The sequence below is a fragment of the Enterobacter sp. B79-1 genome (assembly GCF_057444735.1).
In genome coordinates this window covers 1244851-1267258 of the sequence record NZ_JBYAZJ010000001.1, presented here as the reverse complement: position 1 = coordinate 1267258, position 22408 = coordinate 1244851, and the positions used below count along the sequence as shown (strand labels likewise).

22 protein-coding genes and 4 pseudogenes are annotated in these 22408 nt (G+C 52.3%); 12 read left to right on the top strand and 14 right to left on the bottom strand.

Going from position 1 to position 22408, the window contains the following annotated elements; genetic code table 11:
* Positions 1-70 precede the first annotated feature (70 nt).
* Both bssR and AC2T6E_RS06140 read left to right on the top strand, forming a co-directional pair.
* Positions 71-454 carry a biofilm formation regulator BssR gene (gene bssR, locus AC2T6E_RS06145; protein WP_108415945.1) on the top strand — a complete coding sequence of 128 codons (384 nt, stop codon included), beginning with the start codon at positions 71-73 and terminating at the stop codon, positions 452-454.
* A gap of 106 nt (positions 455-560) precedes the next feature.
* The gene (locus AC2T6E_RS06140) at positions 561-1679 is read left to right on the top strand and encodes a PQQ-dependent sugar dehydrogenase (RefSeq protein WP_486690910.1); all 1119 of its coding nucleotides are present in this window, start codon (positions 561-563) and stop codon (positions 1677-1679) included.
* On the opposite strand, the gene AC2T6E_RS06135 is transcribed toward AC2T6E_RS06140, so the two are convergent.
* Positions 1680-2306, bottom strand: a complete 627-nt coding sequence (locus tag AC2T6E_RS06135; protein WP_100165216.1) for a glutathione S-transferase family protein — start codon at positions 2304-2306, stop codon at positions 1680-1682. It abuts the gene before it with no gap.
* A gap of 242 nt (positions 2307-2548) precedes the next feature.
* Between AC2T6E_RS06135 and dacC the strand changes: the two genes are divergently transcribed.
* Positions 2549-3754 carry a serine-type D-Ala-D-Ala carboxypeptidase gene (gene dacC, locus AC2T6E_RS06130; RefSeq protein ID WP_486690908.1) on the top strand — a complete coding sequence of 402 codons (1206 nt, stop codon included), beginning with the start codon at positions 2549-2551 and terminating at the stop codon, positions 3752-3754.
* A gap of 87 nt (positions 3755-3841) precedes the next feature.
* Here the strand turns inward: dacC and deoR are convergent, their stop codons facing one another.
* The 3 genes from deoR to AC2T6E_RS06115 all read right to left on the bottom strand — a co-directional run bounded on the left by deoR (position 3842) and on the right by AC2T6E_RS06115 (position 6012).
* On the bottom strand, positions 3842-4600 hold the full coding sequence (deoR, locus tag AC2T6E_RS06125; protein WP_010429018.1) for a DNA-binding transcriptional repressor DeoR: 759 nt from the start codon (positions 4598-4600) through the stop codon (positions 3842-3844).
* Positions 4601-4667: 67 nt separating this feature from the next.
* Positions 4668-5276 carry an undecaprenyl-diphosphate phosphatase gene (ybjG, locus tag AC2T6E_RS06120; protein ID WP_010429020.1) on the bottom strand — a complete coding sequence of 203 codons (609 nt, stop codon included), beginning with the start codon at positions 5274-5276 and terminating at the stop codon, positions 4668-4670.
* A 7-nt stretch (positions 5277-5283) separates the two neighbouring features.
* Positions 5284-6012 carry a phosphatase PAP2 family protein gene (locus AC2T6E_RS06115; RefSeq protein WP_253179183.1) on the bottom strand — a complete coding sequence of 243 codons (729 nt, stop codon included), beginning with the start codon at positions 6010-6012 and terminating at the stop codon, positions 5284-5286.
* Positions 6013-6180: 168 nt separating this feature from the next.
* Here AC2T6E_RS06115 and AC2T6E_RS06110 point away from each other — a divergent pair, with 168 nt between their 5' ends.
* Positions 6181-7413, top strand: a complete 1233-nt coding sequence (locus AC2T6E_RS06110; RefSeq protein ID WP_010429024.1) for an MFS transporter — start codon at positions 6181-6183, stop codon at positions 7411-7413.
* A 58-nt stretch (positions 7414-7471) separates the two neighbouring features.
* On the opposite strand, the gene AC2T6E_RS06105 is transcribed toward AC2T6E_RS06110, so the two are convergent.
* Positions 7472-8284 carry a Cof-type HAD-IIB family hydrolase gene (locus tag AC2T6E_RS06105; protein ID WP_486690904.1) on the bottom strand — a complete coding sequence of 271 codons (813 nt, stop codon included), beginning with the start codon at positions 8282-8284 and terminating at the stop codon, positions 7472-7474.
* Entirely contained in the window at positions 8274-9488 is a 1215-nt protein-coding gene (locus AC2T6E_RS06100) for an MFS transporter (RefSeq protein WP_486690902.1), read from the bottom strand. The genes AC2T6E_RS06105 and AC2T6E_RS06100 overlap by 11 nt, the downstream gene beginning before the upstream one ends.
* 81 nt (positions 9489-9569) lie before the next feature.
* Here AC2T6E_RS06100 and AC2T6E_RS06095 point away from each other — a divergent pair, with 81 nt between their 5' ends.
* Entirely contained in the window at positions 9570-10121 is a 552-nt protein-coding gene (locus AC2T6E_RS06095; protein WP_120158423.1) for a TetR/AcrR family transcriptional regulator, read from the top strand.
* A gap of 22 nt (positions 10122-10143) precedes the next feature.
* Here AC2T6E_RS06095 and arsC read toward each other — a convergent pair whose 3' ends face one another.
* From arsC to AC2T6E_RS06070, 5 genes and pseudogenes are all read right to left on the bottom strand, one after another.
* The gene (gene arsC, locus AC2T6E_RS06090) at positions 10144-10575 is read right to left on the bottom strand and encodes a glutaredoxin-dependent arsenate reductase (protein ID WP_212473662.1); all 432 of its coding nucleotides are present in this window, start codon (positions 10573-10575) and stop codon (positions 10144-10146) included.
* 12 nt (positions 10576-10587) lie between these two features.
* On the bottom strand, positions 10588-11877 hold the full coding sequence (locus tag AC2T6E_RS06085; RefSeq protein WP_486691217.1) for an arsenic transporter: 1290 nt from the start codon (positions 11875-11877) through the stop codon (positions 10588-10590).
* Between the two features lie 40 nt (positions 11878-11917).
* On the bottom strand, positions 11918-12238 hold the full coding sequence (locus tag AC2T6E_RS06080; RefSeq protein ID WP_182402691.1) for a metalloregulator ArsR/SmtB family transcription factor: 321 nt from the start codon (positions 12236-12238) through the stop codon (positions 11918-11920).
* 457 nt (positions 12239-12695) lie between these two features.
* Entirely contained in the window at positions 12696-13169 is a 474-nt protein-coding gene (locus AC2T6E_RS06075; protein WP_486690899.1) for a hypothetical protein, read from the bottom strand.
* A gap of 83 nt (positions 13170-13252) precedes the next feature.
* Positions 13253-13426 (bottom strand): annotated as a pseudogene (locus tag AC2T6E_RS06070) (tyrosine-type recombinase/integrase); the annotation flags it as partial.
* Between AC2T6E_RS06070 and AC2T6E_RS06065 the strand changes: the two are divergent.
* The 4 genes and pseudogenes from AC2T6E_RS06065 to AC2T6E_RS06050 all read left to right on the top strand — a co-directional run.
* Positions 13397-13884: pseudogene (locus tag AC2T6E_RS06065) on the top strand (replication endonuclease); the annotation flags it as partial. The pseudogenes AC2T6E_RS06070 and AC2T6E_RS06065 overlap by 30 nt on opposite strands.
* A 128-nt stretch (positions 13885-14012) precedes the next feature.
* Positions 14013-16352: an AAA family ATPase gene (locus tag AC2T6E_RS06060; RefSeq protein WP_486690897.1), complete on the top strand. Its 2340-nt coding sequence runs from the start codon at positions 14013-14015 to the stop codon at positions 16350-16352.
* An 86-nt stretch (positions 16353-16438) separates the two neighbouring features.
* Positions 16439-16600, top strand: a pseudogene (locus AC2T6E_RS06055) (phage late control D family protein); the annotation flags it as partial.
* Between the two features lie 67 nt (positions 16601-16667).
* Positions 16668-16883 (top strand): annotated as a pseudogene (locus AC2T6E_RS06050) (ogr/Delta-like zinc finger family protein).
* 26 nt (positions 16884-16909) lie between these two features.
* Here the strand turns inward: AC2T6E_RS06050 and AC2T6E_RS06045 are convergent.
* Entirely contained in the window at positions 16910-17509 is a 600-nt protein-coding gene (locus AC2T6E_RS06045) for a GIY-YIG nuclease family protein (RefSeq protein WP_486690895.1), read from the bottom strand.
* A 334-nt stretch (positions 17510-17843) separates the two neighbouring features.
* The gene (locus AC2T6E_RS06040; RefSeq protein WP_089598996.1) at positions 17844-19529 is read right to left on the bottom strand and encodes an aspartate:alanine antiporter; all 1686 of its coding nucleotides are present in this window, start codon (positions 19527-19529) and stop codon (positions 17844-17846) included.
* 273 nt (positions 19530-19802) lie between these two features.
* On the opposite strand from AC2T6E_RS06040, the gene AC2T6E_RS06035 reads away from it, so the two are divergent.
* The gene (locus AC2T6E_RS06035) at positions 19803-20177 is read left to right on the top strand and encodes an inner membrane protein YbjM (RefSeq protein ID WP_460212657.1); all 375 of its coding nucleotides are present in this window, start codon (positions 19803-19805) and stop codon (positions 20175-20177) included.
* Between the two features lie 30 nt (positions 20178-20207).
* On the opposite strand, the gene AC2T6E_RS06030 is transcribed toward AC2T6E_RS06035, so the two are convergent.
* A complete protein-coding gene (locus tag AC2T6E_RS06030; protein WP_010429050.1) occupies positions 20208-20477 on the bottom strand; it encodes a GrxA family glutaredoxin in 270 nt (89 codons plus the stop codon).
* A gap of 184 nt (positions 20478-20661) precedes the next feature.
* On the opposite strand from AC2T6E_RS06030, the gene nfsA reads away from it, so the two are divergent.
* Positions 20662-21384: a nitroreductase NfsA gene (gene nfsA / locus AC2T6E_RS06025; protein WP_089598997.1), complete on the top strand. Its 723-nt coding sequence runs from the start codon at positions 20662-20664 to the stop codon at positions 21382-21384.
* 64 nt (positions 21385-21448) lie between these two features.
* Positions 21449-22351: a 30S ribosomal protein S6--L-glutamate ligase gene (rimK, locus tag AC2T6E_RS06020; RefSeq protein ID WP_010429057.1), complete on the top strand. Its 903-nt coding sequence runs from the start codon at positions 21449-21451 to the stop codon at positions 22349-22351.
* Positions 22352-22408 lie beyond the last annotated feature (57 nt).

Below are 22408 nucleotides of genomic sequence, written 5' to 3'. Positions count from 1 at the left end.
CAGGCATTAAATTGTACAAAAAATGACCTTATTCTGAATGTGCAACATGACTGACAGAGGAGGAAATAGCATGTCCGTTGACAGACTGAAACGCGATCTGCTTAACAAGCTGATCAACGCCCGAATCGACCTGGCCGCGTATCTGCAGCTCAGGAAGGCAAAAGGCTATATGTCAGTCAGCGAAAGCGAACATCTGCGTGATAACCTGTTTGAACTTTGCAATTTCATGCGTGAAAAAGCACCGACCCTGAAAGCGGAATACGACGAAAGCGAGCTGATGGCGCTGCGTCGTGCCGCTGAGGTGCTCTCCATTGCAGGGGTATGTTTGATGAACGGACGCCACGACTGCCCGAATTTTATCGCTGTTAACGCGGAGAAGCTTGAAAACTGCCTGACAACGCTCTCTCTTTGCATCATGTGTCTGAACGAGCACGCGAAGCTTGCCCAGCACTGAGCCCGGGGGAGGCGACTCCCCCTTCTGATTAAGCTTTTGTAAAAGTGGTAACGCGCCCGAACGTTGTGGCTAATCTTTATGCCATATGCCGATAAAGGAGCGCGTTATGCATCGATCCTCGCTGATTTTACTGCCTGCGTTATTTTTCCCTTTTTCTCTCCTCGCTGACCCTGACGCGGTAAAGGTCGAGGTGTTGCAGAACCGACTCGATCACCCCTGGTCACTGGCCTTTTTGCCTGACAATAAAGGCGTGCTCATCACGCTCAGAGGCGGCCAGCTGAAACACTGGCAGGCCGGAAAAGGGTTGTCTGACCCGATTGTCGGCGTGCCCAGGGTGTGGGCAAACGGCCAGGGCGGTTTGCTGGACGTGGTGCTGGCACCTGATTTTGAACAATCGCGACGCATCTGGCTGAGCTATGCCGAAGTGGGAAATGACGGGAAAGCGGGCACGGCGGTGGGCTACGGTCGGCTGAGCGACGATCTGTCGCGCATTGAAGCCTTCGAGGTGGTGTTCCGCCAGATGCCGAAACTCTCCACCGGGAACCATTTTGGCGGTCGGCTGGTGTTCGACGGCAAAGGGTACCTGTTTATTGCTTTAGGGGAGAACAATGAGCGTTCAACGGCGCAAGATCTGGACAAGCTTCAGGGCAAAGTGGTGCGCCTGACGGAGGACGGGAAGGTGCCGCCGGATAACCCGTTTGTAAACACCGCCGGCGCGCGGCCTGAAATCTGGTCCTACGGCATTCGTAACCCGCAGGGGATGGCGATGAACCCGTGGAGCGACACGCTATGGCTTAACGAGCACGGCCCGCGCGGCGGGGATGAAATCAACATCCCGGAAAAAGGGAAGAATTACGGCTGGCCGCTGGCGACCCACGGCATTAACTATAGCGGCCTGAAAATTCCGGAAGCCAAAGGTGAGCACGCGGAGGGAACGGAAAAACCACTGTTTGTCTGGAAGGTTTCCCCGGCGGTGAGCGGCATGGCGTTTTACAACAGCGACGTCTTCCCGCAGTGGAAAAACAAACTGTTTGTCGGCGCGCTGAAGGAGAAAGACGTCATCGTGCTGAGCGTAGACGGCAATAAGGTGACGGAAGACGGGCGTATTCTGGGTGATAAAGATCGGCGTATTCGCGATGTGCGGGTTGGTCCGGACGGCTATTTATATGTCCTGACCGACGAGACGGACGGGCAGCTGTTGAAAGTCAGCCCGTCCGGCACGTAATCAGGTAACCGGGATCATCACCGCGTTACGGTACGCCGGGCGCTCGCTGAGCTGCTGAAGCCAGCGGTCGAGGTGAGGGCGCGGCGTCCATTTCAGACCCATATTGGTCAGATTCCAGACGAATGGTGCAACCGCAATATCGCCCACGCCGAACGCATCGCCTGAGAACCATTTGTGCTTCGCCAGCTCGTCGTCCATCATCGCAAACAGGGTCTCACAGGTGTCCTGGGCTGCATGAATGGCGGGATAGTCACGTTCGGCTTCCGGCGTGCGGATAAGCCCCATCAGGATCACGCGGTGAGTGGGAGAGAGCGTCTGGTTTGCCCAGTCCATCCACTTTTCACCCTGAGCACGCTGGGCCGGGCTCTCTACCCACAGACGGCCCTGACCGTACTGCGCGGCAAGGTAACGGACAATGGTGTTGGACTCCCACAGCGTGGCATCGGTCTCATCGTCGCGCAGCAGCGGCACCAGCCCGTTCGGGTTCATCGCCAGGTAGTCGGCCTCTTTATTCACGCCGAACGACATGCCGGCCATGATTTGATTAAACGGTAAATCCAGTTCCTCCAGCGTCCAGAGCACTTTCTTCACGTTGGTTGAGTTGTTCCTGCCCCACAGCGTAATCATATTTACTCCCGATGAGATGTGAATCCGAGTCAGCTTTTCGCCATGGTGAGATAAACCTAACAATTACGCAACAGAAGACAAAAAAATCGCCTGAATCAAAGCGTAAATGAATGTTATTGCATAAACTTTAATAACTTTACCCTGGTTGGGTTTCTTTAACCGTTTTAGTGCGCTATTACTCATCGCTTCTTGCGACACGGTGATGTGACGTAATTTTTTGAATGGACACTCGGGTGGCATTTATGACGCGAAAACTGACTTCTCTGCGCAGCCTGGCGGCAGGCTCTGCGCTCCTCTTCCTTTTTGCCCCAAGGCTCTACGCGGCGGAACAGGCGGCGCCCGAAGCACCACCGGTGGATGCCCGCGCCTGGATCTTAATGGACTACGCCAGCGGTAAAGTGCTGGCGGAAGGGAATGCCGACGAGAAACTCGACCCGGCAAGCCTGACCAAAATCATGACCAGCTACGTGGTGGGTCAGGCGCTGAAAGCAGGCAAAATTAAGCTTGATGATATGGTCACCGTCGGGAAAGACGCCTGGGCGACCGGTAACCCGGCGCTGAGGGGCTCGTCGGTGATGTTCCTGAAGCCCGGGGATCAGGTCTCCGTTTCCGATCTGAATAAAGGTGTGATCATTCAATCGGGAAATGATGCGTGTATCGCGCTGGCCGATTACGTCGCGGGCAGCCAGGATTCGTTCATTGGTTTGATGAATGGCTATGCGCAAAAACTGGGCCTGACCAACACCACCTTTAAAACGGTCCACGGTCTCGATGCGCCGGGGCAGTTCAGTACCGCGCGTGACATGGCGCTGCTGGGGAAAGCGCTGATCCACGACGTACCGGACGAATACGCGATCCACAAAGAGAAAGAGTTTACCTTCAATAAGATCCGTCAGCAGAACCGCAACCGTCTGTTGTGGAGCAGCAACGTCAACGTGGACGGGATGAAGACCGGCACCACGGCGGGCGCGGGTTATAACCTGGTCGCGTCCGCTACCCAGGGCGATATGCGCCTGATTTCGGTGGTGCTGGGCACCAAAACCGATCGAATTCGCTTTAATGAATCAGAAAAACTGCTGACCTGGGGCTTCCGCTTCTTTGAAACCGTGACGCCGATTAAGCCGGATGCCACGTTCGTTAGCCAGCGCGTCTGGTTTGGCGATAAGAGCGAGGTGAATCTGGGCGCAGGTGAGGCCGGTTCAGTGACCATTCCGCGCGGTCAGCTGAAAAACCTGAAAGCCAGCTTCACCCTGACCGACCCGCAGCTCACGGCTCCACTGAAAAAAGGCCAGGTCGTCGGGACGATTGATTTCCAGCTTAACGGCAAGTCGATTGAACAGCGTCCGCTGATTGTGATGGAAGCGGTAGAAGAGGGCGGATTCTTCAGCCGGATGTGGGATTTCGTACTGATGAAATTCCACGGGTGGTTTGGCAGCTGGTTCAACTAAGTTTTTTGCCGGGTGGCGCTGCGCTTACCCGGCCTACGTTCGAGCCGTTGTAGGCTGGGTAAGGCAAAGCCGCCACCCGGCATAACCTCAATACATCAACTTCACCTGCTGCGCCTTCGCATGGGCCACAATCTCGTCGTCCGGGCGGCAATCGCTGACGATGGCATCAAACTGCGCCAGCTCGCCCATTCTTGCCGGACGCACCTTGCCAAACTTGCTGTGGTCCACCACCAGCACATGATACTGCGCGGCATTTAACGCCCAGTGCTTCACGGGTAACTCTTCCAGGTTAAAGCAGGTCGCGCCCTGACGCACGTTCACACCCGCCGCAGAATAAAACGCGATATCCGGGCATAAGTTACTCAACGTGTCCTGCAGGTTCAGCGGCTTAAAGATGGCATTACTGGCGTGGAACTCACCGCCGCAGAGGATCACCCGGCATTCGGGTTTCTCCTGCAGCGCCAGAAAGGTGTTCAATGAGTAACAGACGGCGGTAAACGGGAGGCTGCTGTCAATGGCTTCGATGATCCACGGCGTGGTGGTCCCGCAGTCAAAAAACAGGGTTTGATGCGGCTGCACCAGGGAGGCCGCGAGCCGTGCCGCCTTGCGCTTCTCTTCCACCAGACGCGTTTTTTGATCGCTGATCAGATAGTGGCTGGCGCTACGCGGCTCGAGGACGATGTATCCGCCCAGCAGCACAACGGGGGCGCTGTCGCTGTTAAGATCCCGACGAATGGTCATCTCAGAGACGCCGAGCAGCGTGGCGGCTTCCTTGAGGTGCAGTTTATCACTGCGCTTCAGCGCCTGGAGCAGCTGAGCAATGCGGTCATCGCGGCGTGTTTCCATAGATCCTCAGGATGAAAAAGTGAACCCCCGCAGGGCGGGGGCTCAAGTGTAACCTGTCGGAACGGGATTAGTCACGTATCCAGCCTTTGCGGATCGGGAGGGCAAACAGCACGCGATACAGCTGAGACAGCCCGCGGTAAAGCGCCGGGCCAAAGAGGCTCCACAGGATCGCCGCGCTCACGCAGCCGATCAGCCCCACCAGGAAACCGCCCACCATATCCAGCGGCCAGTGAACGCCAAGATAAACGCGGGACCAGGCGATGGCCAGCGCGATACCCATCAGCACTGCGCCAGACCACAGGCGATGCCAGAACAGGAATGCCAGAGCGAAGGTGAAAATCACGGTGCCATGATCGCTTGGGAAGGAGTCGTCAGGCGCATGGTGCAGGAAATTATACCCAACGTGATCGACGAACGGACGGTCGTGGGGGAAGGCATGTCCCAGCAGATAGCTGGTCACTACGCTGACACCGATGGCCATCGCCACTTTGATCACCAGCTGGCGCTGTGCAGTGACCTCTTTACGCGGGCCCCACAGCCAGAGAACAACGGCCAGTACAGGCACAATCGAGATCAAATCTCTGGCAACAAAGGTGGCGAAATCAATCATCCATTCCGGCGAGGCTGGCGTGGCGTTGATGAAATAAAACAGTCCGTAGTTCAGATTCTCTAACATAATGTCGTCACTCTTTCGCAAACCAGGCGGAAACAAGGCCATAGACCACCACCTGGGAAAACCAGACCCACCACCCAGCCCACAGGTTGTGAGAGAAAAAATGCGCCCCGCGCATGACCTGACCGTAGCCCATCACCAGACCCAATACCGCACCCAGCACGACGAAACTCCAGGCCAGACGTGGACGTTCGCGCCAGAAGGCAAAAAACAGCCCCATCACCATAAAGCCGCTTGACGAGTGGCCGCCCGGGAAGCAACGGCCCGGTCCGCTGTCTGCCGGTACCGTGCTAAACAGGGGGTAAGAAACCGCCTTTCCGCCATACTCCACCAGATCCCACGGACAGCTATGGTGGCTAATGCTTTTCAGCACGCCGACAACCAGCGCACCCAGTCCCATCAGAAGCGCGGCCGTGACCAGTCGGGCATTGCGCTTGACGACACCGTAAATCAGCGCAACCGCGGCCAGGGCGATAGAGACATACTTCGCCAGCCGATGGTTGAGCAGGTCCAGCATCGGGTTTTGCTGCAACGGAAAATGGCGCGTCGCTGCGTCATACCAGAAACCGGTGATCCATCTGTCGAGCGTTTCGTCGCGTGAAAGCCAGGTAAACAGGACGGCGAGGACAATCAGCACGAAAAGCTGATAACCATAAAAGCGCAGGGGTAAACGGTAAAGGTCTTTTGTCTTATTTGTCGGCAAGTTAGACAATTCTGAAGGGCTGAAGGTGTAGGCCATAATTAGGGTCAGTGACGTGTAAATAGGGCTATCATAAAACTGTCAACTTAAGGAAACCTTAAACGACGACGATAAGTGCTTTATTTCTGTTTACTATCGATAATTTGCTATCTCGGGCTGCGGCAATTCATTACACTCATCGCGATTTTTTCATCATAAAGAGATTGCATGTTAAACCGTTCTTCTTCTGGTAATCGTCTGGGGCGTCAGGCGTTACTTTTCCCTCTGTGTCTGGTGCTCTACGAATTCTCTACCTATATCGGCAACGATATGATCCAGCCCGGTATGCTGGCCGTGGTAGAACAGTACAACGCGGGTATCGAGTGGGTGCCGACCTCCATGACCGCCTATCTGGCGGGCGGCATGTTTTTACAGTGGCTGTTAGGGCCGCTGTCGGACCGTATTGGTCGTCGTCCGGTGATGCTGACCGGCGTGGTGTGGTTTATCGTCACCTGTCTTGCCACGCTGCTGGCGCAAAACATTGAACAATTTACCCTGCTGCGTTTCCTGCAGGGGGTGAGCCTGTGCTTCATCGGTGCCGTGGGGTATGCCGCTATTCAGGAGTCGTTTGAAGAGGCGGTGTGTATCAAAATCACCGCGCTGATGGCGAACGTGGCGCTGATTGCGCCGCTGCTGGGACCGCTGGTGGGCGCAGCCTGGGTGCACGTTGCGCCGTGGGAGGGGATGTTCATACTCTTCGCCGCCCTTGCTGCCATCTCCTTCTTTGGTCTGCACCGTGCGATGCCGGAAACGGCTACGCGTCTGGGTGAAAAGCTCTCCCTGAAAGAGCTGGGACGCGACTACAAAGAGGTGTTGAAAAATGGCCGCTTTGTCGCGGGTGCGCTGGCGACGGGCTTTGTCAGCCTGCCGTTGCTGGCGTGGATTGCGCAGTCGCCGGTCATTATCATCAGCGGTGAGAAGCTCAGCAGTTACGAGTACGGTTTGCTGCAGGTGCCGATCTTTGGCGCGCTGATCGCCGGTAACCTCGTGCTGGCACGTCTGACGTCGCGCCGCACCGTTCGCTCGCTGATTATTATGGGCGGCTGGCCGATTGCGGCAGGGTTGGTCATGGCCGCGGTCGCTACGGTGGCCTCTTCCCACGCCTACCTGTGGATGACCGCAGGGCTGAGCGTCTATGCCTTTGGTATTGGCGTGGCGAATGCCGGACTGGTGCGCCTGACGCTGTTTGCCAGCGAAATGAGTAAAGGCACGGTGTCCGCCGCGATGGGCATGCTGCAGATGTTGATTTTTACCGTCGGAATTGAGGTGAGCAAGCACGCTTACGCGTTTGGCGGCAACGGGCTGTTCAGCCTGTTCAACCTTGCCAACGGCGTGCTGTGGGTGGGATTAATGGTGGTGTTCCTGAAAGACAAACGCATCGGCAGCGCCCTGCAACCCTAATTATTATTCCCTCTCCCCGTGGGAGAGGGTTAGGGTGAGGGCACCAGACCGCACGGTATTAATTAAACGGTGCCTCCCCGTTCAACACCTTCTCAATCACGTTTAAAACGCCTTCATCGTTATTATGCTGCGCTTCAAACCGGGCGACCGCCTTAATATGCGGTTTGGCATTGGCCATCGCAAAGCTAAACCCTGACTGGCGCAACATTTCTACGTCGTTGCCGCTGTCGCCAAAGGCCACCACGTCGCTGTTCTCTATGCCCCATCGCGCCTGCAAAATGCGCAAGCCGTTAGCTTTGTGCACGCCGGGGATAATCAGGTCGATACTGCCGTGACCGGTGGTGACGGGCACCATAATATCGCCCAGTCTTTCATGCAGCAGCGCCTGAATACGCGGAATTTCATCATCGGAAACGTTAAGCCCAAACTTGAAGAAAATATCGTTCAGGTTATCGAAATCACTGACCCTTTCGAGGCGGTGATAATATTTTGAGGCCATATCGATGAAGGCATCGTCATAGGCTTTGAGAGTGTAGGCGCTACCTTTGCCGCAGGCGATAATCTCAATGCCCGGAACGTCATTTAACACGTTCGCGACAGTCTCGAAATGAGCTTTCGACAATTCACCGTTAAAGACATCTTCACCTTCGCTCACGACCCAGCCGCCGTTTTCGGCAACAAACGTAATTTCATGCGCGATCTCCGGGAAAAAGGAGATCAGCTGGTAGTATTGGTTGCCGCTGGCGACCACAAAACGAATGCCTTGCGCCTTCATGCGCGCGTACTGCGCCAGAAACCGCGTGCGGTTGTACGTCTTCGCATCGTTCAGGAAGGTGCCATCCATGTCGACTGCAATCAGTTTAACGCTCATATCCCTTCTCCATTGACGTCTGTTCTGTTTCCGGCTTTGCCACCGCGCGCGCCACCAGCGCCGCGATAATGACTAACCCTAATACCACCAGCATGGCGCTGCGCAGGCCGTAGTGCTCCCCGAGGAAACCGAGCAGCGGCGGTCCCACCAGGAAGGCGAGGTAACCAGTGGTCGCCACTACGCTGACGCGCGTTGGCGCATCCGGGCCGGTGTCGCTGGCGGCGGAAATGGTCAGCGGGAAGCCAAGTGATGCCCCCAGTCCCCACAGGATCACGGAAACGCCTGCAATCCAGTCCACGTCCACAAAGATGATCATCGCGATGCCTAACCCGCCGAGCAGGGCGCTGGCGCGCACCACCGCTACGCGACTGTAGCGGTCGATAAACCAGCCGCCGGTGAAGCGCCCGACGGTCATCCCCAGCGTAAACCCGGCGTAAATCAGCGAGCCGGAGGTCGGGCTGAAGCCGTGACCGTCCACCATCAGCAGCGGTAGCCAGTCGTTGGCGGAGCCTTCCGCAAACGCCATTGCCAGCACCACCACGCCGATCAGCATCAGCTGGAAGTCGCGGTAGAAGGGCAGCCCTTTTTCGGCCGAGTGCTGTTCGCCAGCGGAGTTCTTACCGGTGCCGTCCGGGATCGCCCGGATGCCCGTCAGGATCGGAATAATGCACACCACCGCCGCCAGTAAAATATGAAGGTTGGCCGCCACGCCAAACGCCGTCAGCGCCATCCCCACGCCCGCACCCGCCAGCGTGCCGAGGCTGTAAAAGCCATGCATCATCGGCAGCACGGTTTTGTTCATCTCACGCTCGACAGATGCCCCTTCGACGTTAATCGCCACTTCCGCCGCGCCGAAGCTGCCGCCAAAGACCGTCAGCCCCAGAGCAAACAGGACCGGCGAGGCAAACCACAGCGCCACGCTCAGCACCATCATCCCGAACACCGCGCAGCACATGGTGGTGCGGATCACCGCCCGCGTGCCAAAGCGTTTAACCAGCCACGCGGAGCAGAGAATGCCGCTCATGGAGCCTATCGACAGGCCGAACAGTACGATGCCCATCTCGGCGGTAGAGACGGACAAAATATCGCGAATAGCCGGGGTGCGCGTGGCCCAGGAGGCCATCAGCAGCCCGGGAATAAAGAAGAACATAAACAGCGCCCACATGCGTAATTGCAGGGCCTTACGGGGAGAGGTCAACGTCATTGGGGTAGCACCAGAAGTACAACAATAGCGACAACACTAGCAAGTTTGTGTACATTTGTACACAAACCGGATGAGGAATTTATGAGCAGACCACCCAACGATCCGCACCGCCGGGAAAAAATACTCCAGGCGACGCTGGACACCATCGCTGAGCACGGTATTCACGCCGTCACGCACCGTAAAATCGCCTCCTGCGCGGGCGTACCGCTGGGGTCGATGACCTACTATTTTGACGGTATGGAATCGCTGCTTGAAGAGGCCTTTACGTGGTTTACCCGGCAGATGTCGCAGCAGTATCGGGATTTCTTTGCCGGTGTGACCGGCCCTGAAATGGCGTGTGAGTCCATCACTACGCTGATCCACAGCTCGCAGGTGACCACGCCGCACAACATGGCGCTGATGTATCAGCTCTACGCTTTTATGCACCGCAGTGCGGCGCTTAAAACGGTAATGCAGGACTGGATGAAGATGAGCCAGGACACGCTGGAGCAGTGGTTCGACCCGGTCACCACCCGCGCGCTGGACGCGTTTATTGAAGGGATGACGCTGCATTATGTCACCGACCGCAACCCCTTAAGCCGGGAAGAGATCCGCGCGATGGTTGGGCGGATAGCGGGCGAGGGCGGCCGTTAGGCACCACTCGCCCCAGCCAGACCTACCTGTGGTCGATTTTTTTCCCGCTGGCATCCACGACGGCTTCGCCATCCTCTTTCGTAAACGCCCCTTTTTGCGCGTCCGGCAGGATGTCGAGGACGATTTCAGATGGGCGGCACAGGCGGGTGCCCAGCGGCGTTACCACGATCGGACGGTTAATCAGGATCGGGTGTTGCAGCATAAAATCGATAAGCTGGTCGTCGGTGACGTTATCTTCGGCAAGGCCAAGCTGCTCATACGGCTCCACGTTTTTACGCAGCAGGTCCCGCACTGAAATGCCCATATCGGCAATCAGCGTGGTCAGCTTATCGCGCGACGGTGGGGTTTCCAGATAGAGGATAATCTCTGGCTCCGTGCCGCTGTTGCGGATCATCTCCAGCGTGTTGCGCGAGGTGCCGCAGGCGGGGTTATGGTAGATAGTGATGTGGCTCATATCAGTGGCTCATTACAGTGTGAAGGAGAGACGTAGCGCCAGCGCGGCGAGCGTCACAAACAGGACCGGCAGCGTCATCATGATGCCCGTCCGGAAATAGTAGCCCCAGGTGATCGTCATGTTTTTCTGCGCCAGCACGTGAAGCCAGAGCAGGGTGGCGAGGCTACCGATAGGCGTGATTTTCGGCCCCAGATCGCAGCCAATCACGTTGGCGTAAATCATCGCGTCCTTGATCAGTCCCGTTGCCGTACTGCCCTCAATGGAGATCGCGCCAATCAGCACCGTGGGCATATTGTTCATTATGGATGACAGGAACGCGGTGATGAACCCGGTTCCCAGCGTGGTGGCCCACAGCCCGTGTCCGGCGAGGTTATTCAATATGCCTGTGAGATAGTCCGTCAGCCCGGCATTGCGCAGGCCATACACCACCAGATACATCCCCAGCGAGAAGACAACGATTTGCCACGGTGCGCCGCGCAGCACTTTCCCTGTGTTTATCGCATGTCCGCGCTTTGCGACAGCAAATAAAATCAGCGCGCCGACGGTCGCAATGGCGCTGACCGGAATGCCGAGAGGCTCAAGTACGAAGAAACCGACGAGAAGCAGCAGCAGGACGATCCAGCCCGTTCTGAACGTCGGGAGATCGTGAATGGCGCGTGCGGGCTCGCGGAGTTTTGCCAGGTCATATTCCGGGGGAATTTCCTTACGGAAGAAGAGGTGCAGCATCACCAGCGTTGCGACAATTGCGGCGATATCCACCGGGATCATCACCGAGGCATATTCGCTGAACCCCAGCTTAAAGAAGTCTGCCGACACGATGTTGACCAGGTTCGACACAATCAGCGGCAGGCTGGCGGTATCGGCGATAAAGCCCGCCGCCATCACAAACGCCAGCGTGGCTTGCTTGCTGAACCCCAGCGCCAGCAGCATGGCGATAACGATAGGGGTCAGGATCAGTGCCGCACCGTCATTGGCAAACAGCGCCGCCACGGCTGCACCCAGCAGCACGATATACGTAAACAGCAATCGCCCGCGACCGTTTCCCCAGCGGGCAACATGCAGCGCCGCCCACTCGAAAAAGCCGGACTCATCCAGCAGCAGGCTGATGATGATGACGGCGATAAACGTTGCCGTGGCGTTCCAGACGATATTCCACACGACCGGAATATCGTTAATGTGAATCACGCCGCTGGCCAGCGCCAGCACGGCGCCGATGGTGGCGCTCCAACCGATACTGAGCCCTCTGGGCTGCCAAATGACCAGTACCAGCGTAAACAGAAAAATAGCCCCTGCCAGAAACATCATTTACTCCGTTATATTTGATTTGGTGAATGTGTTGCGATTAACATGCGCCCGGTAGTCGGTTTTTTAGCTTCATGCGCGTCTCTTCCCGCAGGCAGTTCCAGCTGTTGTCGATAACGGTTGCCGCCCACGCAGGCATGTTGGGAGAGAGACGGTAATAGACCCACTTACCCTCGCGACGGTCGATCACCAGCCCGGACTCGCGCAACAAGGCCATGTGACGGGAGACTTTCGGTTGCGACTCGGTGGTCGCGGCGCAGAGATCGCAGACGCACAATTCTCCTGCTTCACGGAGCAGCATGACGATGGCGAGCCGCGTTTCGTCGGAGAGGGTTTTGAAGAGCTGGAGCGGGTGGAGCATAAGTGTTCCTGCAGGTGTGAGCTTTATATGTGTTTAATCATATATGTTCTAACTGCAAGAGAGAAGGTGAGATTTAAGTAAGGGGAATTCAGGCAACAAAAAACCATTTATGTAAACGGGTTAGTAAAAACAATGAGTTGTAAGATAATTGATAAGTTAGTTAGGTGGCGAAAAGTGAGGATTACGGGGTATTGCCAACCGCTGCCGCCACTTTGTCGCCACTAAGAAAAAAGCTATTATGCCTAGCGGGCTGGACTAATATGAGCTTCTATTTCTTTGATGTAATCTTCGAAAACTTTCAAAAATGCCAAAAGAGCACCTTCATTGAAAAGTACCTGGTTACCATCTCTCTCAAGAAGAGCAGGGTACTGATCGAGAAGTCTTACGATTTCTTGAATCTCTTGGTTGTCATTACTAACTAAACGAGCGTCATTATGAGCACAGGAATTTCTTAATTTTATAATTTTATAATTTTAGTTATTTCAGGAAAGGCTTTAGAATTACGTAAGCCAACAACCTTTTTAATAAACCGATGTCCTCTTTCAAAGCCCATTCCTTTCAAATCGTTAAGGCTGATGTTCGTTGTATGTCTTTTCGAGTAACTGATACAGAACTTTTCGACTTCGTGTTCTAATAGACCAATAATTGTTAGTAAAGCAGAACGTCTCAGGATACATGGATAGTATCTTTTGAATATGTCATCAAGATTTACAGATTGGTCATCAATTCCCATATAGCTGTCGATGGATATATAAATATCATCTTCGGGATAATCTTCAATTACAAATGTCTCAGGCCCTTCAGCTTCATATTTAGTAATACTATCTCTTATTGAAGCTTCAGTTTGGTTGATAAAACCATGTAATAGCATGATATTAAAACCAAAGTCATGTATTGCGACATGACCGAGTTTATTAATGAATTTGAGCATATAAACTATCTTTTATCAATGGGTTATGAAAATAAGTTATGACCTTACCATCCCTTGCTCAGCTAGGCTAGAGGACATTGTCGCTAATGGTTAAAGCGTAGGGCCGTGTCCGGGTGAGCGGGGGCCAGGTGGGCATAATGCATGGTCATTTTTATGTCATGGCACCCGAGGATTTTCTGAAGGCCAAGGATATTCCCACCTGACATCATAAAGTGTGCTGCAAATGTATGCCGCAGGACGTGAGTAAGCTGTCTGCGCTTTCAAGCCTGATCACTCTCTACGCAGTAGCAGGAACAGCTGCGCCGCGAGGCGCTGAGTAAAGAGGTTTGAGAACGTTATTTCTTCAATTAATCCCGCGATCCTGTTCAGTGTGAAATGGAGTAGGACCAGCTCATCAGCAGCGCCAAAATGGCACATGAGCAGCATCGCTTCAATCTCGATCTGATCATTCTGGCCAACGTCAGTGCCGAATCTGCCCACCTCAGCAAACCGCTTTTCGAAAGGATTAAAGTCTTCCAGGGACTGGGAAAGCCAAAGGCTTATTCTCGCTATTTGCGCGAGACCATCAGACCGTGTCTTGAGCGGCTGGATCGCGTGCGTGAAAAGTCAGGTGTCTGCCTCTTTCCGGTTTATGGCGAGTCATGAAGGGCTGGAGGGGTTGCTTGTACTGCCTGAAATAGACCTGGAACAGGTCAAGCGCCTGTCTACATTGTTACAAACGCGCTGACACTATAGTTGATCGCTTCACCTGTATGAATGACCACCTTGAAAATTTGATTGTTCTGGACTTAAGTATGTACTTCATTTTCGGAAAAATCCGAACCACTGAAAAGGATTTGTGTGATGATAGAAGAATTAACGATCAGAAATGCAGGTTCATATACTGGGCCAGAACAAAAATTGTATGGTTTGTCTACATTTAATTATCTTTATGGAGCTAATGGTGCAGGTAAAACTACTATTAGTAAAGTAATTAATGAACCGGATAATTATCCCGATTGCTTCATTCAGTGGAAAAACGGCAATAAGTTAATTAATTATGTTTATAATAAGGATTTTGTAGACAATAATTTTAGTCAAGATAAAATAAAAGGTGTGTTTACCTTAGGAAGCGATATTAAAGGCGCACAAGAGAAGTTAACCTCATTAAATGAGGAGGGAAATAAGCTTCAAGAAGCAATAACGACTAAACAAAAATTATTGAATGGCAGCGCTGATGATGTGGGCGTTATTTATGAACTGACTGAAAAAGATAAAGCTTTTAAAGACATTTGTTGGAAACAAAAGCAAAAGCATGATGAGCTTTTCTTCAAAGCTTTTGAAGGTTTAAGGAATAGTGCTGAAAAATTTAAAATCAGAGTTCTTGCTGAATTTGAGCAGAACACAGTGGTTCCAATACCGCTAAGTGAACTTACTGAAAAATGCCATGCAGTATTCTCGGATGAAATAATTTCATTCGCCCCATTATCTATCCCTAAATTTGATGGATTCAAATCCATTTTAAGCCATGAGATATGGCAAGAGAAAATACTGGGAAGAAAAGATGTCAACGTTGCAGATTTAATTAGCCTCCTAAATAATAGTGACTGGGTAAAAAAAGGCGTTGATTATTTACACGAATCAAAGCCCAAGTGCCCATTTTGTCAGCAAGATGTAAATGATGATATTTTCCATAATCTCTCATTATACTTTGATGAAACATATAATAAAAAGCAACAAGTAATAAATGGATTGCTTTCTGAGTACTATACTCATTTACAACGCTTAAAATGGGAACTTGATAACATTAGGGATACTAAATTACCGTTTATCGATAACGACATATTTGAAGATAAATCTAATATCCTTATTTCTCTATTGGTTAGTAATTTTGAAAAGGCAAGAGGTAAAGAAACGTTACTGAGTGAGGTTGTTGTATTTGAAAGCATTGACTCTGTAATAGAAGATTTTTCAATATTTTTACAATCGATTAATTCAAAGATTGAGGCTAATAATACACTCTTTAGGAATATAAAAACGGAGCAGAAAAATTTAAAAGAACATATATGGGCATACATTACAAAAACTGAGTTAAAAACAGATATAGAAACTTATCTTAAAGATCGAAACAAACTAGAGAAGAAAAGAGATGGTTTAAGTGTAGGGATAGCAAAAGAAACCGAGAAACTGATCGAGTTGAAGAAGGAAATTGAAGGAATTGAATCTAGCCAGACGAGTATTCTTCCAACTGTTCATGAAATTAACAAGATTTTGAAGTGTTATGGGTTCACAAATTTCCATTTAAAACAATCGGAAGATAAAGCTCATTATATAATAGTAAGGGACAGTGGCGATAACGCTCGATTGACATTAAGCGAAGGAGAGAAGACATTCATTACTTTTCTTTACTATTATAGCCTTGTCAGGGGTAGTAATAAGTCTTCTGGTGTTCTGGCAGATCGGGTAGTAGTTTTTGACGATCCAATATCAAGTTTAGATAGCGATATATTATTTATCGTTAGTTCATTGATTAAAAATTTAATGGATGATATTCGTGCAAACAAAGGAAGTATAAAACAAATAATTATACTCACCCATAATATTTATTTCCACAAGGAATTGACATTCAATCCGAAAAGATCTGGTAATAACGCGATGAATGAAGAAACTTTCTGGATTATTAGAAAGAAAGATAAAAATTCATATGTCGAAAAATGCACTACCAACCCAATAAAAACATCATACGATCTCTTATGGAGTGAACTACGCCGTAGTGACAAAAATAATGGTACAATTCAAAATACTATGCGCAGGATTTTAGAGAACTACTTTAAAATTTTAGGCGGTGTTGATGTTAGAGAGTTAGAGTGCCACTTTGAAGGTTATGAAAAATTGATTTTTAAATCATTGGTGTCATGGATTAATGATGGCTCGCATTTTTCTGGTGATGATGTGTTCATGAATTTAGATGATATTTCTGTTGAGAAGAATCTAATTGTTTTTCAGAAGGTATTTGAGTGTAGCCAACATGCAGCGCATTATAAGATGATGATGGGCGATTCGTATAAACCACTGGATATAATGATTCAACCTGTCGATATCGATATCGTTGAACCAGTGTCTGGTGCTAATGATGATGACATGAAAGTTGATGGCACTACTGAGAAACCTTCTTTGTTGTTAAGTGATGATGCGCCCTGTTAATTAGTTAAACTATTAACATGCCTGTAATAGATTATAATTACAGGCATGATTTCCTTATTTAAATTGTAATTATTGAAATTTAAAGCATTTATACCCACCCAAATGTCCGTGCAATGAGTGGCTTCAAGCAGCCCATTAATGATGCGGAGTTGAACCATCACCACGCTGACTCATACGGTCAACCCGGACAGTGTTTTACGATAAGTCTGGATCTTGAAGTGAAAAATGACGAGTTCGAATCTGAATGATTAATTCAAAATTAAGAACAATGATATATTATTATTGCGAAATGATTAAGAGTGAGAGTTGAATGAAATGATGAATTGTCCGATGTTCGGCTAGGCCGCGCATACACGCAGTAGATTTCAGCCTTCCAGCGAAACCAAAGAGCGATACAACCAGTGTACAAATATTGAGTGCGGGCATACGTTCGTGGCACATAAGACTTTTGTTCGGTCCGTCTGCCGTCCGCAAAAAATCAGCGCCGCACCGCCACATCCGAAAGGAATGCAGGAACAATTAGCTTATTGATCCAAAATCATAGGCGTAGTCTTTTATCACTGCGCTATTAGTCTTCTTCTGAAACCCCTTTCATCAGCAATCTCCATCAATCTTGCCTCGGCAGCAGCCAGCCTCCGCATTTCCGAAAGCGTCATTTTAAAGCCATGAACATTTCCCTGAATGTTTAGTGGTAAGGAAAGCGATGCGATCAGTGTGTCTTCAAGTTCCCATGGCGCTTCGACACGAAGCCAGTGAACTTTAGCATTCTTTTCCATCCAGACATCAAGCCACTGCTCACCAGGATGAGTGAATGTCATTCTGGATCCAGAACCCACGCGGCGCAGGGGAAAGCCACTTAAACCACTCAATAACACACCCAGCGTGCGCCTAAGCGTCGAACCAGCTGCATTGCCGCTGTAATGCGTTTTTATTCGTTTCCTTAAATTTGAACGGCTATTAGGCTTCCCTCTCTGATCGGGCGAAATACCAACGTATAGCAGCGTATAGCCGTCTGAGGTGATGCAGCCCTCGGTCGGCACACCTGGAGGGATCTCCTTAAACCACCAGAAGTAGACGCCATTTACTGGCGGAACTGGCGATGGCTTGCTCATTACTTCCGTTCTGCTGTAGGTTTTCTCGGGATAAAAATCGAACATGCGGCTTTCCTTGCTGACGTTTTTTCTGATTTTATTCTTTTGCTGTCAGGGAGCGATAGTTTTCTGAAGCCAGGAAGGAAAAAAGTAAGGGGATAGGGTTTTTGTCTGGTGCTGAAGCCAAACATCAGAAAGCGTGGCTGTAAGCGATTGATTCTGCAAGTGAGGGGATTTCAGGCAACAAAAAACCCATCAACCTTGAACCAAAACGGCGGGGTTGATGGGCTCCACAAATTGGGGACATCAAAGAAAAGCAGTGGCACTAGTTATGACTGCCCCCTGATAAAAAAGTTCTGCGCGTAACGAAAATAATTTTCACCACGCGCAAACTTGAGACTTATCCGAGTCCTGGCCAAATGATGATGATCAGCGTACCCGCCAGCGTGAGCAGTACGTTAGCGATGGCGTACGTGCCCGCATACCCCAGCGCCGGAATGTTGCTGCGCGCGGTATCGCTGATGATTTCCATAGCAGGCGCACAGGTACGCGCGCCCATCATTGCCCCGAAGAGCAGGGCGCGGTTCATGCGCAGCACGTAGGCACCGAACAGGAAGCAAATAACCACCGGTACCAGGCTGACGATAAGTCCGGAAACCAACATTTGCCAGCCGACGGCCCCCAGGCTGTGGCCGATGCCGCTACCGGCGCTCAAGCCGACGCCTGCCATAAACACCATCAGACCGAACTCTTTTACCATGTTCAGCGCGCCCTGCGGAATGTAGCCGAAGGTTGGGTGGTTGGCTCGCAGGAAGCCCAGCATGATCCCGGCGAACAGCAGCCCGGCGGCGTTACCGATGCCGAAGCTAAAGTTGCTGAACTGGAAGGTGATCATCCCGATCATCAGGCCAACGATAAAGAACGCGCAGAAGGCCAGCAGGTCGGTGACCTGGCTGTGAATAGAGATAAAGCCGATGCGGTCAGCTACGGTTTTCACGCGTCGCGCGTCGCCGCTCACCTGCAAAACGTCACCTTTGTTGAGCACGACGTTGTCGTCGATGGGCATCTCAATCTGGCTGCGGATCACGCGGTTGAGGAAGCAGCCGTGGTCGGTTAGCTTCAGCTGCGCCAGACGGCGGCCAACGGCGTTATGGTTTTTCACCACGATCTCTTCGGTGACGATACGCATGTCGAGCAGGTCGCGGTCGAACACCTCTTTACCGTTGCGGAAGCTCGGATCGAGACGGGCATGGGCGTCCGGGTAACCCACCAGCGCGATGTCGTCGCCCATCTGCAGCACCGCGTCGCCGTCCGGGTTTGCCAGAATACCGTTACGTCGAATACGTTCGATGTAACAGCCCGTCTGGCGATAAATACCGAGTTCGCGCAGGTTTTTGCCGTCGGTCCAGGCCACCAGCTCCGGCCCGACGCGATAGGCGCGGATCACAGGCAGATAGACTTTACGCTTGGTGTCCGTGTCCAGACCGCGCTCGCGAGCAATTGTCTGTGCGCTGGTCTGCAGATCCTGGTGCTGCAATTTTGGCAGGTAGCGCGCACCCACGATCAGGCTCACCAGACCAATAAGGTAAGTCAATGCATAGCCCAGACTCAGGTGGTCGAGCGCGGTGGAAAGCTGTGCGCCCTGCATGCCGGAATGACGCAGGGTATCACCCGCACCCACCAGCACCGGGGTGGATGTCATGGAGCCTGCCAGCATACCGGCCGTTAACCCGATATCCCAGCCAAACAGTTTGCCCAGCCCTAACGCAATCAGCAGCGCGCTGCCGACCATCACCAGCGCCAGCATCAGGTAATTTTTGCCGTCGCGGAAGAAAATTGAAAAAAAGTTCGGCCCCGCTTCCACGCCAACACAAAAAATAAACAGCATGAACCCTAAATTGAGCGCATCCGTGTTAATACTGAAATGCTGCTGACCTAATAATAAGGAGACGACTAAAACGCCAATGGAATTACCCAGTTGAACTGAACCCAGGCGCAATTTACCCAGGCAAAGGCCCAACGCCAGTACCACAAATAATAACAGGATGTAATTCCCATTTAACAAGTCTGCGACGTTTATATTCACGGAGGCTAACTTCTTGTTTACCAGTAAGTTGTTGAATGAAAGGACTATTTGGGCTACTGTTTTTAGGGCCAGGGAAAGACTTCACGACTCCCTGCTTCCTAATAAATTCCCTAAAACATGCGCTGGCGGTTAGTTTAATCGTATTAGCTACCGACAGCCACCTATTATCGCATCAGCCTGTGCGTGCTTTGGCAAGGATTGCCGTACTGCTTTATCTGACTGGGCGTCCACTGGACGAAGTTGTATTTGATAGAGATAAGTCAGGAGGATAGTTTGAACATTAAACGAAACTGGGCGGGCGTGGTCAGCTGCTTTTTGCTGTTTACGGTCGTTTGCATGTCGCTCGCTTTTAATGTGAAGGGGGCATTCAGGGCGTCCGGTCATCCGGAACTGGGTTTGCTCTTTTTCATCCTGCCGGGCGCCGCAGCCAGTTTTCTCTCGCGTAAAGGAGAGGTGATCAAGCCTCTACTCGGGGCCATGCTGGCAGCACCGCTGTGCCTGCTGCTGATGCGACTGATGTATGTCCCGACAAGAAGTCTGTGGCAGGAGCTGGCGTGGTTACTGAGCGGGGTGTTCTGGTGTGCGCTGGGGGCGCTTTGCTATCTGTTTGTGCGCAGCCTGCTGCACCGGCGCAAACATCTGCAATAAAAACGCCCTCGCGGTGAGGGCGTCTTCGCATTACTGAGCGGCAAACAGGCCCAGGTTTTCTTTGGCGTAGGCTTCAAAGTCAGTGCAGCCGCCGATGTGTTTCTGATCGAGGAAGATCTGCGGTACGGTTTCAACCGGCTTGCCGACGGTTTTTTCGAGATCCGCTTTGGTGATGCCTTCCGCGTGGATATCCACGTAGCGGAAGTTGAAGTCATCGCGCTCTTCGGTCAGTTTCTCAGCCAGCTCTTTCGCGCGAACACAGTAAGGGCACCCTGGACGACCAAAAATTACTGCAAACATTTCTCTCTCCTCAAAAAACAAGCCTGACGGCGAATGACACGTATAGTGCCCCATAACCCGCCGTCATTAAAGAAGGTTTCGCCTGTCGTTATAATATCTATGAGCTATGTTTCGCCAATTACACCGCGCACATCATTGCCTATACTGGCTGCCATAGGGTTTTAGCAAGATAAAGAGAGAGAAGATGACGCCAACCATAGACCTGCTCCAGTCCCACCGTTCCATTCGCCACTTCACCGATGAGCCGATTACCGAGGCGCAGCGTGCCGCGATTATTGACAGCGCCAGGGCGACCTCCAGCTCCAGCTTCCTGCAGTGCAGTTCGATTATCCGCATCACCGACCCGGCCATGCGCGAGCAGCTGGTCACGCTGACCGGCGGGCAGAAGCATGTGGCGCAGGCGGCAGAGTTCTGGGTGTTCTGCGCCGACTTTAACCGCCATCTGCAAATCTGCCCTGAAGCCGAACTGGGGCTGGCCGAACAGCTGCTGCTGGGCGTGGTGGATACTGCGCTGATGGCGCAAAATGCCTTTACGGCGGCGGAATCGCTGGGGTTAGGCGGCGTGTACATCGGTGGCTTGCGTAATAACATCGAAAGCGTGACCGAGCTGCTGAAGCTGCCAAAACATGTGCTGCCGCTGTTCGGCCTGTGCCTCGGCTGGCCTGCGGATAACCCGGATTTGAAACCGCGTATTCCTGCGGCGATGCTGGTGCATGAAAACCACTACCAGCCGGTCAATCAGGACGTCCTGAATCAATATGATGAAGAGCTGGCGAACTACTACATGACGCGCGGCAGCAATACCCGTCGCGATACCTGGACTGACCATATTCGTCGCACCATCATTAAAGAAAACCGCCCGTTTATTCTCGATTATCTTCATAAACAGGGCTGGGCGACGCGGTAGTCCATTCCTCCTGCGCCTCGTGTATGATATGCAGGCTTTATCCATGTCTTCAGAGAGGTGCAGGGTGAAAATTGCCATATTGTCCCGGGATGGAACGCTCTATTCATGTAAACGCCTGCGTGAGGCGGCGGCAAAACGCGGGCATCAGGTTGAGATCCTCGATCCGATGTCCTGCTATATGAACATCGACCCCGCTGCGTCGTCGATTCACTACAAAGGCCGCAAGCTCCCGCATTTCGATGCGGTGATCCCCCGCATCGGCTCCCAGATCACCTATTACGGCACCGCCGCGCTGCGCCAGTTCGAGATGCTGGGCAGCTATCCGCTTAATGAATCTGTCGCCATTTCCCGCGCCCGCGATAAACTGCGTTCGCTGCAGCTGCTCGCCCGTCAGGGGATCGATCTTCCCGTCACCGGGATTGCCCATTCACCGGACGACACCAGCGATCTGATCGACATGGTGGGCGGTGCGCCGCTGGTCATCAAACTGGTGGAAGGCACGCAGGGCATTGGCGTGGTGCTGGCAGAAACGCGGCAGGCAGCGGAAAGCGTGATTGACGCCTTTCGCGGTCTGAACGCGCATATTCTGGTGCAGGAGTATATCGAAGAGGCCAAAGGTCGCGATATTCGCTGCTTCGTGGTTGGAAATGAGGTGGTTGCCGCCATCGAGCGTCAGGCGAAAGAGGGCGATTTTCGTTCAAATCTCCATCGCGGGGGCGTGGCGCGGGTTGCAGAGATCAGCGAGCGTGAACGAGAGATTGCCGTAAAGGCGGCGCAAACGCTGGGGCTGGACGTGGCCGGAGTCGATCTTCTGCGGGCGACACGCGGGCCGCTGGTAATGGAGGTCAATGCCTCGCCGGGGCTGGAAGGCGTGGAAAAAACCACAGGTGTCGATATTGCGGGTAAAATGATCGCATGGATCGAGCGTCATGCCACGCCGGGTTACTGTCTGAAAACGGGCGGTTAAATGGTATTGAGCACGCTTTTTGCGTAATCTATGCAAAGTTTTTATTTAAGAGGCTGC